This is a genomic window from Hymenobacter nivis (assembly GCF_003149515.1).
GTDB classification, from domain to species: Bacteria; Bacteroidota; Bacteroidia; order Cytophagales; family Hymenobacteraceae; genus Hymenobacter; species Hymenobacter nivis.
In genome coordinates, this window is record NZ_CP029145.1 from 2,326,700 (window position 1) to 2,340,018 (window position 13,319).

General features: G+C 61.5%; 11 protein-coding genes and 1 tRNA gene. 6 read left to right on the forward strand and 6 right to left on the reverse strand.

Features of this window, described 5'->3' with window-relative positions:
* Positions 1-30: 30 nt before the first annotated feature.
* From DDQ68_RS10335 to lepB, 3 genes are all read left to right on the forward strand, one after another.
* Positions 31-756, forward strand: coding sequence for a DUF5683 domain-containing protein (locus DDQ68_RS10335; protein WP_109656227.1), 726 nt, complete (start codon positions 31-33; stop codon positions 754-756).
* A gap of 8 nt (positions 757-764) precedes the next feature.
* On the forward strand, positions 765-1,487 hold the full coding sequence (dapB, locus tag DDQ68_RS10340; protein ID WP_109656228.1) for a 4-hydroxy-tetrahydrodipicolinate reductase: 723 nt from the start codon (positions 765-767) through the stop codon (positions 1,485-1,487).
* A 108-nt stretch (positions 1,488-1,595) separates the two neighbouring features.
* The gene (gene lepB, locus DDQ68_RS10345) at positions 1,596-2,780 is read left to right on the forward strand and encodes a signal peptidase I (protein WP_109656229.1); all 1,185 of its coding nucleotides are present in this window, start codon (positions 1,596-1,598) and stop codon (positions 2,778-2,780) included.
* Between the two features lie 242 nt (positions 2,781-3,022).
* Here lepB and DDQ68_RS10350 read toward each other — a convergent pair whose 3' ends face one another.
* Positions 3,023-3,685 carry a uracil-DNA glycosylase gene (locus DDQ68_RS10350; RefSeq protein ID WP_109656230.1) on the reverse strand — a complete coding sequence of 221 codons (663 nt, stop codon included), beginning with the start codon at positions 3,683-3,685 and terminating at the stop codon, positions 3,023-3,025.
* 109 nt (positions 3,686-3,794) lie between these two features.
* Between DDQ68_RS10350 and apaG the strand changes: the two genes are divergently transcribed.
* Both apaG and DDQ68_RS10360 read left to right on the forward strand, forming a co-directional pair.
* On the forward strand, positions 3,795-4,181 hold the full coding sequence (apaG, locus tag DDQ68_RS10355) for a Co2+/Mg2+ efflux facilitator ApaG/CorD (RefSeq protein WP_109656231.1): 387 nt from the start codon (positions 3,795-3,797) through the stop codon (positions 4,179-4,181).
* Between the two features lie 82 nt (positions 4,182-4,263).
* Complete coding sequence (locus tag DDQ68_RS10360; protein WP_109656232.1) at positions 4,264-5,043, forward strand: O-methyltransferase; 780 nt, start codon at positions 4,264-4,266, stop codon at positions 5,041-5,043.
* Positions 5,044-5,131: 88 nt separating this feature from the next.
* On the opposite strand, the gene kdsA is transcribed toward DDQ68_RS10360, so the two are convergent.
* Both kdsA and DDQ68_RS10370 read right to left on the reverse strand, forming a co-directional pair.
* Positions 5,132-5,992 carry a 3-deoxy-8-phosphooctulonate synthase gene (gene kdsA / locus DDQ68_RS10365; protein ID WP_109656233.1) on the reverse strand — a complete coding sequence of 287 codons (861 nt, stop codon included), beginning with the start codon at positions 5,990-5,992 and terminating at the stop codon, positions 5,132-5,134.
* A 9-nt stretch (positions 5,993-6,001) separates the two neighbouring features.
* A complete protein-coding gene (locus DDQ68_RS10370; RefSeq protein WP_245897400.1) occupies positions 6,002-6,610 on the reverse strand; it encodes a methyltransferase domain-containing protein in 609 nt (202 codons plus the stop codon).
* Between the two features lie 125 nt (positions 6,611-6,735).
* On the opposite strand from DDQ68_RS10370, the gene DDQ68_RS10375 reads away from it, so the two are divergent.
* On the forward strand, positions 6,736-7,686 hold the full coding sequence (locus tag DDQ68_RS10375) for a DUF8428 domain-containing protein (protein WP_109656234.1): 951 nt from the start codon (positions 6,736-6,738) through the stop codon (positions 7,684-7,686).
* A gap of 286 nt (positions 7,687-7,972) precedes the next feature.
* On the opposite strand, the gene cphA is transcribed toward DDQ68_RS10375, so the two are convergent.
* The 3 genes from cphA to rpsA form a co-directional block, all read right to left on the reverse strand.
* Entirely contained in the window at positions 7,973-10,612 is a 2,640-nt protein-coding gene (gene cphA, locus DDQ68_RS10380) for a cyanophycin synthetase (RefSeq protein ID WP_109656235.1), read from the reverse strand.
* Between the two features lie 166 nt (positions 10,613-10,778).
* Positions 10,779-10,849: transfer RNA gene (locus DDQ68_RS10385), tRNA-Cys, on the reverse strand.
* A 133-nt stretch (positions 10,850-10,982) separates the two neighbouring features.
* A complete protein-coding gene (gene rpsA, locus DDQ68_RS10390) occupies positions 10,983-12,950 on the reverse strand; it encodes a 30S ribosomal protein S1 (protein WP_109656236.1) in 1,968 nt (655 codons plus the stop codon).
* Positions 12,951-13,319 lie beyond the last annotated feature (369 nt).

The following is a 13,319-nucleotide window of genomic DNA, read 5'->3' on the forward strand; positions in this document are numbered from 1 at the left end:
AGGTTTCCTTTCACTGTTAGTCCGTTGGGTATGAACAAGTCTTTGCTGCGGTTCGCGGCATTGTTGCTGCTGGCGCTGGGCGCCGCGTGGGACCCCCGGGCTGCCCACGCCCAAGTCTTCGACCCCACCAATCCCAACGCCGTCAACCCCGCCGCGCCGCCCGTGGTGCGCCCCGACACGGCCCGCATCCGCAAGCCCACGCTGGCCGACAAGCGCAAAAAAAACGCCGAAGACTCGCTGCGCCGCACCGCCACGCTGTTTGGCTACCGCATGACGCCCCCGGCCAAGGCCGGCTACCTGGCGCTGGTGCCCGGCCTGGGCCAGATTTATAACCGAAAATGGTGGAAGCTGCCGCTGGTGTACGGGGCCCTGGGCACGGTGGCGGGCATCCTGATTTTTGAGCAGCGGGCTTTGACAGAGTATAGCAAGGCCAGCAATTTGCTGCAAACCGACTCGGCGGTCCGCGCCCAAAAGTTTCCCATCGCTGTGCTGGGGCCCCGGGCCGGAAAGGAAAACAGCCCCGAAGCCATCCAGAACGGCATCGTTTTTTACCGCCACTACCGCGACGGGTTCATCTTCTACACCGGCATCGTTTATGGCTTGCAGGTGCTCGACGCCATCGTGGACGCGCACCTGAAAACCTTCGACGTGGGCGACGAACTTACCCTACGCTGGCAGCCCACGCTGCTGTGGGCCCCCGGGGGGCCCGGCGTTCCGATGGTGCCGGGCGTGGCCGTGGCCCTGCACTTCAAGTAACTTTTCGCATGAACATCCTCCTCATCGGCTACGGCAAAATGGGCCGTACCCTCGAAGCCCTGGCCACCAGCCGCGGCCACCGCATTGTGGGCATCGTGGACCCCGGCCAGTCCGACGGCCCGGCCATCGCCGACTTTACGGCCGCCACCGCCGACGTGGCCATCGAGTTCACGCGGCCCGACGCGGCCTTTGCCAACGTGGCGGCCTGCCTGCGCCAGGGCATCCCGGTGGTCTGCGGCTCGACGGGCTGGCTGGACCGCTGGAACGAGGCCGGGGCCCTCACCAACGCGCTGGGCGGCAGCCTGTTCTACGCCTCCAACTACAGCGTGGGCGTGAACCTGTTCTTCCACTTCAACGAGTACATCGCCGCCAAAATGCACCAGTTTGGGGGCTACGACGTGGCGGTGCGCGAAATCCACCACCTCCAGAAGCTCGACCAGCCCAGCGGTACCGCCGTCACAACCGCCGAAGGCATCCTGGCCCACTTCCCGGCCAAAACCAGTTGGCGCAATACCCCCGCCGAGGGCCCCGCCGAGCTGGCCGTCCTCAGCGAGCGCACGGCCGACGTGGTGGGCACGCACGTGGTGACCTACACCTCCGACGTGGACACACTGGTGCTCTCGCACGAAGCCCACTCGCGGGCCGGTTTTGCCCAGGGGGCCCTGCTCGCGGCCGAGTGGCTGCCGGGCCGCCCGGGCGTGTTCGGCATGAAGGAGCTGCTGGGCCTGTAGGACCCCGGGCGCGAAAGCTGACGCGAGCTTCGTTAGCTTGCAGCTGCGTTCTTATTGTTTTAATTTACTTCTGCCCCGAGCGCCGGCTGCGGCCCGCGCCCTTGCCCTATGGCCCTTTTCAAAATCAAGCGCTACGGCGCCAACGCCGCGCCCCCCAAACCCAAGAGCAAAACCCGCGAATGGACCGATTCGCTGGTGTTTGCCATCGTGGCGGCCACCCTCATTCGTTGGGCCACCTTTGAGGCCTACACCATCCCCACGCCCAGCATGGAGGACACGCTGCTGGTGGGGGACTACTTGTTTGTGAGCAAGTTGCACTACGGTACCATCACGCCGCAGACGCCGCTGCAAATCCCACTCACGCACCAGACGGACCCGATTTTCCACCTGAAAAGCTACTCCGACCTCATCCAGTTACCCACGTTCCGTTTCCCGGGCTTCAGCAGCATCAAGCGCAACGACGTAGTAGTATTTCACGTCCCGTTTGAGCTGGAATTCCCCGCCGACCTGCGCACCAACTACATCAAGCGCTGCGTAGCCATTGCTGGCGACAAGCTCGAAATCAAGGACCGCCAGCTGTACATCAACGGCCAGGCAGCCCCCAACCCGGCTGGCTTGCAGAGCAAGTTCTTCATCCGCATTCCCGAGGCCAACGACGAGGTGGTGGCCGCCTTCCGCGCCCAGCGCGTGGTGGATTACCAGCAGCCCAACGGCGACCCGGTGCTGAGCGAGGTGCCCGGCTACGGCCTGGGCTACGAAGTGGACTGCACGCCCGCGGTGGCGGCCTACTTCAGGCAGCAGCCCTACGTGAAGGAGGTCATCGCCGAAACCATCCCGGCCGGCCAGCCCGAAATCAACCAAGCGGTATTCCCCGACAACCCCGACTACCCGACGACCATCAACTTCCCCGGGGCCCCCGGCCTGCATCACTGGAATAAGGACAACTATGGCCCCATCTCGCTGCCCAAAAAAGGCGAAACCGTGGAGCTAACGGCCGATAACGCGCTGCTTTACTACAAAGTTATCCTGCGCTACGAGCACAACGAAGGCATCTCGATGCAGGGCGGCGTGATTTTGCAGAACGGTAAGCCACTGAAAACCTACATGTTCAAGCAGAACTACTACTTCATGATGGGCGACAACCGCCACGATTCGCTCGACTCGCGCTTCTGGGGCTTCGTGCCCGAAGACCACGTCGTAGGCAAAGCCGTCCTCATCTGGCTTTCGATAAACCCCTACGCCGATTTCCTCCACAAAGTGCGCTGGAGCCGCCTATTCCAAACCATCAAATAGGGAGAGGTTAATAGCAAAAAAAGAACGTCATGCTGAGCGCAGCCGAAGTATCTCTACCACTTGCTAATCAACTGATTTAGTGTGTGGCAGAGATGCTTCGGCTGCGCTCAGCATGACGTTCTTTTTTGACTTAAAGCAGTCTCAGGGTCAGTGTACCCGGCGCTGTAGAACGAAGTGCCACTCCGTTCTATAATTCTTCTGTACTTGCTTGTACACTGACCTGAAAACCGCTATAAACCGAACTACCAACTGATGGGGCCCAGGCCTTTGCTTTCGAGCCAAGCGTTGGTTTTGCTGAAAGGCTTGCTACCGAAGAAGCCCTTGTCGGCGGCGTAGGGCGACGGGTGCACCGACTTCAGCACCAAATGTTTACTCGCATCGATTAGCTCCGCCTTCTTGCCTGCGTAGGCCCCCCAGAGGATGAATACCACGTGCTCGCGGCCCTCCGATACCTTGCGAATGACGGCATCGGTGAAGTCTTCCCAGCCTTTTTTCTGGTGCGAGCCCGGCTCGGCGGCGCGCACCGTGAGGGTGGCGTTGAGCAGCAGTACGCCCTGCTGGGCCCAGCGGTCGAGGTTGCCATTGGGGGCCGGCGGCGTGGCGGGCAGGTCGCTCTGCAACTCCTTGAAAATGTTATGCAGCGAGGGTGGCGTACGCTGCCCGTCAGCCACCGAAAACGAGAGGCCGTGGGCCTGCCCCCGGCCGTGGTACGGGTCCTGGCCCAAGATGACGACCTTCACCTGATCGAATGGGCAGGCGTCGAAGGCGTGGAAGATTTGGGGCCCCGGCGGGTACACCGTGGCGGTGGCGTACTCGCCTTTCACGAAAGCGATGAGGTGCTGGAAGTAGGGCTTGGCGAACTCGTCGGCCAGCACGAGCTGCCAGCTCGCGGCTATTTTTACCATGGGGTAGAAGAAATTACGAAATGTTTCCGACCTTGGAAAGCATCTTTGGCGTAAAACCAATCGGCACGGGCCGCTGTTGGATTCTCAGCTTTATTTGACCGATTCTTTTATGCCTACCACCACTACGCAGGGCGTTACCGTTTCGGTTACGACAAATTACCTGCCTGATTATTCCAGCCCCACGCAGGAGCATTTCGTGTTCGCCTATAAAATTACGATTCGCAACAACAGCGAGTTCACCGTGAAGCTGTTGCGGCGCCACTGGCACATTCACGACGCCAACAGCCCCGTGCGCGAGGTGGAGGGCGAAGGCGTGGTAGGCCGCCAGCCCGTGCTTGAACCCGGCCAGTCGCACCACTATATGAGCGGCTGCAACCTGAAGTCGGGCGTGGGCAAAATGCGCGGCACCTACCTGATGGAGCGCGTAGCCAACGGCCAGGAATTCAGCGTTGAAATTCCCGAGTTCACCCTCATAGTGCCCTTCCGCCTGAACTGAGCCCGGGGCCGTTGGCAAATGGCTTTTAGCTTTGCGAGCGCCGGTTGGCCTGCGTTATTGCCAGTGGCCGCCGGGGCCCCACTTGTTTGAACTCCTTGCTTACCTGAAGTACCGGCTGCGCGCCGGCACCGCCCACGGGCTGCACTCGCCGTTCGTGTATGGCCTCTACACTACGGTTATTTGCCACGACGGCACGTTTGCGGCCTTTGCCCCCATCGAGGCGCGGCGGCAGGCGCTGCTGAGCAGCCCGGACAGCATCACCGTCACCGATTTAGGGGCCGGCTCGCACACCGGGGCCGGGCAGGTGCGCCGGGTGGCTGCCATTGCCCGCACCGCCGCCAAGCCGCCGCACCTGGCGCAGCTGCTGTTCCGGCTCGCGAACCACTTCCGGCCCGCCACCGTGCTGGAACTCGGCACCTCGCTGGGCCTCACTACCGCCTACCTGGCCGCCGCCGACTCACGCCACCGCGTCGTCACGTTCGAGGGCTGTCCCAACGTGGCCGCCGTGGCCCGTGAAACCTTCGCCGCACTGCACCTGGCCAATATTGAGCTGGTGGAGGGCAACCTCGACGACACTCTGGGCCCAACCCTGGCCGCCCTGGGGGCCCCCGTCGATTTTGTGTTTTTCGACGGCAACCACCGCCGCGAGCCCACGCTGCGCTATTTCGAGCAGTGCCTAGCCAACGCTCACGAAGACAGTGTGTTCGTGTTCGACGACATCCACTGGTCGGCAGAAATGGAGCAAGCCTGGGATGCCATCCGGGCCCACCCGGCCGTGACGGTCACCGTGGACTTATTCCACATCGGCCTGGTCTTTTTCCGCAAAAAACAGCCCCGCCAGGATTTCTGGCTGCGTCCCTGATCTTCGGCAGCCGAGATCATCGCTCGTTGTAGGCAGGGGCCCCGTAGCATCAAACCGATCACAGGTAATGCCCCGCAGGGCCCCGATGCTAGGCGTTCAAGCCTTGGGCGCTCACTTCGCCTGTGGGGCGTACGGCGTCGCGCAGGCGCGTGAGACGCTGGAGCAGGCCTTCCAACTGGTCGAGGGGCAGCATATTGGCTCCGTCCGAAAGGGCCGTGGTGGGCGTGGGGTGGGTTTCGATGAACAGGCCGTCGGCGCCCACCGCAATGGCGGCCTTGGCGATGATTTCAATCAGGGCGGGCTGGCCGCCCGTCACGCCGCTGCTCTGGTTGGGCTTTTGCAGGGCGTGGGTCACGTCCATGACCACGGGCACGCCGAAGCGCTGCATGGCGGGCAGGTTGCGGTAGTCCACCACTAGGTCGGAGTAGCCAAACGAATTGCCGCGCTCGGTGAGAATGACGTTCATGTTGCCCGATTCCTGCACCTTGTCGACGGCAAATTTCATAGCCTCACCGCTCAGGAACTGGCCTTTCTTGATGTTGACCACCTTACCGGTTTTGGCCGCGGCGATGAGCAAATCAGTTTGCCGACACAGAAAAGCCGGGATTTGCAGCACGTCCACGTACTCCGCCGCCAGTGCCGCTTCCTCCGATTCGTGAATGTCCGTCACGGTGGGCACGCCGATTTCGCGCCCCACTTTTTGCAGGATGCGCAGCGCCTTTTCGTCGCCGATACCAGTAAAGGAATCGAGCCGCGAGCGGTTGGCCTTGCGGTACGAGCCCTTGAAAATGTACGGAATCTGGAGCTTGTCGGTGAGGTGCTTGATGCGCTCGGCGATGCGCAGGGCCATGTCTTCGCCTTCGATGACGCAGGGCCCCGCCATCAAAAAAAACTGGCCCGACTGGGTGTGGCGGAAATGCGGAAGCGTGTTGGCGAGGGCGGTGAGCATAGGCTGTAATTAGTTCTTTTTGAGGCAGATGAACAGCTCGCGCCCCTGCCGGGGCCCGAGCGAGTTGGTGGCGGTTTCGAAGTGCCGAAACGCGAAATATGGAGCAAAGTACGCGCGGTACTCGGCGGCCGTGCCCCCGAAGGGCGGCTCGGTGGCTCCGGCAAAGGGGGCGTCGAAGAGCAAGCCCACCAAGGTGCCGCCGGGGCGCAGCAGCCGGGCGCACTGCTGGGCGTAGGCCAACCGCAAGACGGGGGCCAGGGCACAAAAAAACGTTTGCTCAACAATTAAATCATAGGGCGGGTCGTTGGACAGGCCAAAAAAGTCGGCCTGCAACAGGTGGCCGGCGGGGAAATCGGGCACCCGCGCGGCCAGGGCCCCGAGAGCCTCGGGCGCAAAATCGGCCACGAACACCTGCTCAAAACCCGCCCGGTACAGGTATTCGGCCTCGTAGGCCCGCCCAGCCCCAGGAATGAGAATCCGAGGCTGCGCAGCGGTGCGTAACTGGTCGAAGTAGGCGCGCAGCGGCGGCGTAGGAGCCCCGGCGTCCCAGGCGTCGCGGCCGGCGGCGTAGCGCTGCTGCCAGTAGGCCGCATCCAAGGGTGGGATAACCGATTTCACCTAACAAAAGTATACTGCCTGGGGCACCTGAATTTCGTAAAAGCTTTCAGCCCCTACTTTTACGCCGCCCGCCCCTTGGGCCGGCGCGCATTTGCCCAACTTTTTTTCGCTTAAACCCCACCCGTATGAACCCGAACGAAAATTCTGAACCCCGCCAAAACAACAGCCGCGTTTACCTCTGGGTAGCCCTTGTGTTGGTGCTGCTGGGCATCAACGGCGTGCTGTTGTACCTGCGCAGCCAGGAGCAAACCAAGAACGAGCAGCTCACAACCGACGTGCAGGCGAAGGACACCAAGCTGGCGGAGCAAATTAAAGAATACGAGACAATTAAGGCCGATTTTGAGCGCCAGAGCCAGGAGCTGCAGAAGCTGGGCCAGAGCAACGACTCGCTGCAAGCGCGCATTGCCGGCGTGAACGCCGACCTGCTGCGCCTGCGCTCCTTCAAGGCCGGCAGCTTTTCGCTGGCCATGCAGAAGCAGTACAAGCAGCGCGCCATGAACCTGGAAGGCCAGCTGAAAAAGCGCGACGAGGAAATTGCTCAGCTCAAGCAGGATAACGAAACGCTCTACACCGAAACCACCACCCTGAAGCAGCGCCAGAACAAGCTGACGGATACCATCAGCACGATTGCCAAAACCAACCGCGACCTATCGGATAAGGTGACGGTGGCCTCGCGCTTACAGGCCGATAACATCAAGGTGGCCATCATCACGAGCAAGAATAAGGAGAAAACGGACGACAAGGAGGAGTTCAAGGCCAAGCGCGTGGAGAAGGTGAAAGTGACCTTCACCCTGGGCCGCAACGACGTGTCGCCGAAGGAAAGCAAGGCCGTGTACATGCGCATTCTGGAGCCCGACGGTGCCGCCCTCTACAACCTGAGCACCGGCGGCGGCACCTTCACCGTGGACGGCCAGGAGTCGTTTTACACCCAGAAGCAGGACGTGGTGTACGATAACACCCGCCAGCCCGTGGTATTTACTTACGCCAAGGGCGCCGCCTACAAAAAAGGCGTGCACACGGTGGAGCTGTACGAAGGCGGGGCCCTGATGGGCAAAACTACCTTCACCTTGAAGTAAGACCGCGGATTAACTGGATTTAACGAATAAGAACGGATTGTAATAGCTTCTTATCTGCCACAAAAAAGGCCACTCCTAGAGTGGCCTTTTTTATTGGCTTTGGCCCGGGCTGCCGGCTTTTCGCCGGCTGCCCGGTAATCGTTGGATTCCAAACCGGCTCCTGGGGGCCCTGCGCCGCCGCAACGATTAGCGGACAGCCGGTGAAAAGCCGGCAGCCCGCCCCAGGGTCCCAATTTTAATCCCAAAGAATCCGTTCTTATCCGTTAAATCCACTTAATCTGCGGTTCTAGACGGTTTTCTCGTAGGCGTCCAGCTTAGCTATTGTGGCCGTGATGTTTTCGGTGAATATCGTGACAACGGACCCTTCCGGCGCGTTAGCCAGCACGTAGTCGATGGCATCTGGCTCGTTCTCGATGTAGGTGATGGGCAAGTCGGGTTTGTCGAGGCGCAGGCCCCGGGTCATGATTTCGCGCAGAAACTCGGCCGACTTGCCGCGCAGGTCGCGATCCTGGCGCAGAATTACCTCGTCGAAAATGCGGCCCGCGATGCGCGCAAAGCCCAGCGTATCCTCGTCGCGGCGGTCACCGAGGCCCGATACCACGCCGATTTTACGGGTGGCCGTGGTGGCGTCCATGAAATCGGCGAATTTGGTGATGCCAGCCGTATTATGGGCGTAGTCGACGATGACCTCGAACTTGGGGAATTTGTAGACGTTCATCCGCCCCGGCGTCTTAGTGGCCGACGGCACGAAGGTGCGCAGCGCCGTCTTGATGGTGTCCTGGCTGAATCCGGCCAAGTGGCCGGCCAGGGCCGCCGCCAGGCTGTTCTCAATGTTGAAGCCCGCCCGGCCCCCGAACGTCACCGGAAACTCGGCCGCCCGGTCGATGCGCAGCTTGTAGCTGTTGCGGTAAATGGTGATGTAGCCTTCCTCGTACACCGCTGCCACGCCGCCGGCCTCCACGTGCTCGCGGATGCGCGGGTTGTGCTCATTCATGCTGAACAAGGCCACCTGGCACTCCAGGGTGCGGGCCATGCCGTACACCAGGTCGTCGTCGGCGTTGAGCACGGCCCAGCCATTTTTGCGCACCGTGCGGGGCACCACGCCCTTCACGGCCGCCATTTCCTCTACCGTGTAAATGTCGCGCAGGCCCAGGTGGTCGGCGGCTACGTTGGTCACCACGGCAATGTCGCAGGTGTGGAAACCCAGGCCGGAGCGCAGCATGCCGCCGCGGGCCGTTTCGAGCACCGCGTAGTTCACGGTCGGGTCGCGAAGTACAAACTCAGCGCTTTGGGCCCCGGTGCAGTCACCTTTTTGCAGCTGCACGCCCTGGATGTAGATGCCGTCGGTAGTCGTGAAGCCCACTTTGTAGCCAGTGCTGGCAACCAAGTGCGCGATGAGCCGGGTGGTAGTGGTTTTGCCATTCGTGCCCGCAATGGCGATGATGGGAATGCGAGACGCGCTGCCGGGTGGGAACAGCATGTCCACCACGGGGGCGGCCACGTTGCGCGGCAGGCCCTCGGTTGGGTCAATGTGCATCCGAAAGCCCGGGGCGGCGTTCACCTCAATCACGGCCCCACGGCTCTCGTCAAGCGGCACGGCAATGTCGGTGGCCATCAGATCGATGCCGCAGATATCGAGCCCGACGATACCGGCTACGCGCTCGGCCAGCAGCAGGTTGTAGGGATGGATCTGGTCGGTCACGTCGGAGGCCGTGCCGCCGGTGCTGATGTTGGCCGTGCTTTTCAGGAACTGCACTTCACCGGCGGGCAGCACCGTATCCAGGGCCCTCCCCTGCTTGGCCAGCAGGGCCAGCGTGTGGGCGTCGGCCTTGATGCTGGTGAGAGTTTTTTCGTGGCCTACGCCGCGGCGCGGGTCCTCGTTCACCTGGTCAATCAGCTGCTGGATGGTACTGGTGCCGTCGCCCTTCACGGCGGCCGGGGTGCGCTTGGCGGCGGCAATGAGCCGGCCGTTCACCACCAGCAGCCGGAAATCGAAGCCCTCAATAAACTGCTCCACAATCACGGCCCGCGAGTACGCCTGCGCGGCCTTGAGGCCCTCGGCGGCGTCTTCCCAGTTCATAATGTGAATGGTGGCGCCCTTGCCGTGGTTGCCGTTGAGCGGCTTGGTCACGATGGGGAAGCCCAACTCTTCGATGGCGTCGCGCAGCCCGTTTTCCGAGTACACGGTGGTGCCGCGGGGCACGGGCACGCCCGAATCTTCGAGCATGGCCTTGGTGCGATTCTTATTGCCCGCCACCTCCACCCCAGCATGCGAGGTAAGGCTGGTGGTGGTGGCCCAGATGCGGCGCTGGTTCACGCCGTAGCCGAGCTGAATAATAGAAGTATTCTTGAGTTGGATGTACGGAATGTTGCGCGAAGCCGCCTCGGCCACGATACTGTAGGTGCTGGGCCCGAAGAATTCCTCCTCCCGGATTTCGTGCAGCTCGGCAATGATGGGCTTTAGGTCTACCTCCTGGCCTCGGCACAGGGCCCCCACCACGGCCACGGCGGCCTCGGCAGCGGCGCGGCCGGCGCGCTCTTCCTGGTAAGCAAATACCACGTACTCCACGCCGTGTTCGCGCGCCGGGTACGACTTACCCCAGAACACGGGCATGGCCGCCAAGCGCTGCAACTCCAACGCCACGTGCTGGATGACGTGGCCCAGCGGCTCGCCGGCGGTGAGGCGCTCCGGCGTGAGTGGGGGATGCTTGGCGGTGTGGCGGTTGCCAGCCCCGCTCAGGCCCGCCGGCTGCTGGGCCTGGCTTATGTTGGGTAGCAGGGCCAGCAGCCGCTCGGACAGCCCCGCCACCGCACACGACCACTGCCCGGCGAACTCTTTCAAATCAACTTTGGCCACGATGAGCTTATGGTGCTTCACCGACCAATAGCTAGGGCCGCGCATCGTGCGCAGGTCAACAATCTTCATATCAACGAAATGAATTAACGACGGAGGAAGGTGCGGGGTCTGCGCCGCTTTAGCCCAGCCACGAAATGTAGGCATAAGCTAGCCTAAAACCATATCTGGGGCCCTGGCAGGCATAAAAAAGCCCCGCTAGCCAAAGGGCCAGCGGGGCTTTTTTGTGCAAAAAAAGAGGTGACGGGCGGATTCGAACCGCCGTAGGAGGTTTTGCAGACCTCTACCTAGCCGCTCGGTCACGTCACCAGGAGGGCTTTCGGGAGCGCAAAGGTACGCAGCTCGGTTGGGCTGGGCAAGGGCTGGTGCAAAAAAAGCCCCGATACAAAGTGTATCGGGGCTTTTCTCAACTACGCGCCCGACGAATCAGGCGCAAAACGCTTTACTCAGCGGCGGCCGAATCTTCCAACGCCTGCGCGTTGTCGGGGCCGGCCAGGGGCACTTCGAGGGCCTCTTTGGCTGCCACCGAAGTTTCGTCGGCTACGGCGGGCTCGGTAGCGCGCTTGGTGTTGGCAGCGGCGAGCTTCTGCTCGCCGGCCTTGCGCTCGGCACCGGCCATCTGGTCGCGCAGGGCGCTCAGCGCGTCGAGGTCGCCAAGAGTCGACTTGTCGTCGGCTGGCTTCTTCAGGTCGCTCATTTTGCCTTCGCCCTGGGGCTCGCCCTTAGCGTTAGGCTTCTTCTTGAACTTGGCGTTGCGGCTGTCGTCCTCGGCGGCCGCGGCCTGGTTGTACACGGCGGTGTGCGAGAGCACAATGCGGCGGTCGTCCTTCGAGAACTCAGTCACGCGGAAGTCCAGGGCCTCGCCGTTCTCGGCGTTGCTACCGTCTTCTTTCACCAGACCTTTCGGGTAGGCGAAACCTTCGATGCCGTAGGGCAGCTCCAGCACAGCGCCCCGCTCCGATTTCTCGGTGATGGTGGCGCGGTGCACCGAGCCGGGGGTGAACACCGTCTGGAACGTATCCCAGGGGTTTTCCTCCAACTGCTTGTGGCCCAGGGCTAAGCGACGGGCGCCCAGGTCCAGTTCCAACACCACTACGTCGAGGCGGTCGCCCACCTTCACGAATTCCGAAGGGTGCTTGATTTTCTTGGTCCACGACAGGTCCGACACGTGCACGAGGCCGTCCACGCCTTCCTCCAGCTCCACGAAGAGGCCGAAGTTAGTGAGGTTACGCACCAGGCCGTTGTGCTTGGTGCCGACGGCGTACTTGCCACCGAAATCGCCGCGGGTCCACGGATCTTCGGTCAGCTGCTTGATGCCGAGGCTCATCTTGCGGTCTTCGCGGTCGAGCGTCAAAATCTGCGCTTCCACCACGTCGCCCTGCTTGATGAAGTCCTGCGGGTTGCGCAGGTGCTGGCTCCAGCTCATTTCCGACACGTGGATGAGGCCTTCCACGCCGGGCACCACTTCCATGAAGGCGCCGTAGTCGGCCACGTTCACGATGCGGCCCTTCACTTTCGAGCCGGGCAGCAAGTCGGCCGGCAGCGAATCCCACGGGTGAGGAGTCAACTGCTTCAAGCCCAGCGAAATACGCTTCTTGGCTTCGTCGAAGTCCAACACCACGATGTTCAGCTTCTGGTCCAACTGCAACACTTCGCTCGGGTGAGCGATGCGGCCCCACGAGATGTCGGTGATGTGCAGCAGGCCGTCGACGCCGCCCAGGTCAATGAACACGCCAAAGTTGGTCATGTTCTTGATGTTGCCTTCCAGAATCTGGCCTTTCTCCAGGTTGTTCAGAATGGCTTCGCGCTGCTTCTCAAGGTCTTTCTCGATGAGCACCTTGTGCGAAACTACCACGTTGTCGAACGCGGAGTTGATTTTCACCACCTTCACTTCCATGCGGCGGCCGACGTAGATGTCGAAGTCGCGGATGGGCTTCACGTCAATTTGCGAGCCGGGCAGGAACGCTTCCACGCCGTCCAGCTCCATGATGAGGCCGCCTTTAGTGCGGCGCTTCACCACGCCTTCGAGGATGGTATCCAGCTCGAGGGCATCGTAAATAGCCTTCCAGGCCTGCTTGATTTTGGCTTTTTTGCGGCTCAGGATGAGCTGACCGTTCACGTCTTCCTGGTCTTCGATGAAGACTTCCACCTCGTCGCCGATTTTCAGGTCGGGCAGGTCGCGGAATTCGGTGAGCGACACGAGGCCGTCCGACTTAAAGCCGATGTTCAGGATCACGTCGCGGTCGGTAATGCCCACCACGGTGCCCTTCACTACTTCTTCTTCCTGGACGGTCGTCAGCGTATCGCCGTACATTTTCTCCATCTCGGCGCGCTGGTCTGCCGAGTAGTTGCCGCCGAAGCCCGTGGCTCCAACGTTGTCCCAATCGAAATCGTCGATTACTTCTGCCATACTAAATGGTGTGGGCCCCTATGCTACACGCACCAGCCGGGGCCCGGGCCGTTACGCGTTGTGTTTGATGCACTTGCCGTGGCGATTACCGCCAGCACACAAGGCCCGCCACCCTGGCGGGGGCGCAAAGGTACGGGGTTTGGGGCGGTTTAGGAAATGGTAAAGTACATATTACCAGCAGTAACTATTTGCGTGGCCAAATTCTTTCCGGTGTTTGACCTAACTGCCACTCTACGTATTCTTGGAGTGGATTATCTATATCAACAATGTGTTCCGCCCGAAAAGGCACTTCGACTCCAAATCGCAAATCAGGTATTGTCTTCAAAATTTGAACACGCCGGCTGGTTATCGAGAATACCGATGTACGCG

What these genes read in the sequence shown, in the direction of transcription:
- DDQ68_RS10350 (WP_109656230.1), bottom strand. Translation starts at nt 3,685, where the DNA reads ATGGTAAAAATAGCCGCGAGCTGGCAGCTCGTGCTGGCCGACGAGTTC.
- dapB (WP_109656228.1), top strand. Translation starts at nt 765, where the DNA reads ATGAACATCCTCCTCATCGGCTACGGCAAAATGGGCCGTACCCTCGAA.
- kdsA (WP_109656233.1), bottom strand. Translation starts at nt 5,992, where the DNA reads ATGCTCACCGCCCTCGCCAACACGCTTCCGCATTTCCGCCACACCCAG.
- apaG (WP_109656231.1), top strand. Translation starts at nt 3,795, where the DNA reads ATGCCTACCACCACTACGCAGGGCGTTACCGTTTCGGTTACGACAAAT.
- rpsA (WP_109656236.1), bottom strand. Translation starts at nt 12,950, where the DNA reads ATGGCAGAAGTAATCGACGATTTCGATTGGGACAACGTTGGAGCCACG.
- cphA (WP_109656235.1), bottom strand. Translation starts at nt 10,612, where the DNA reads ATGAAGATTGTTGACCTGCGCACGATGCGCGGCCCTAGCTATTGGTCG.
- lepB (WP_109656229.1), top strand. Translation starts at nt 1,596, where the DNA reads ATGGCCCTTTTCAAAATCAAGCGCTACGGCGCCAACGCCGCGCCCCCC.
- DDQ68_RS10335 (WP_109656227.1), top strand. Translation starts at nt 31, where the DNA reads ATGAACAAGTCTTTGCTGCGGTTCGCGGCATTGTTGCTGCTGGCGCTG.
- DDQ68_RS10375 (WP_109656234.1), top strand. Translation starts at nt 6,736, where the DNA reads ATGAACCCGAACGAAAATTCTGAACCCCGCCAAAACAACAGCCGCGTT.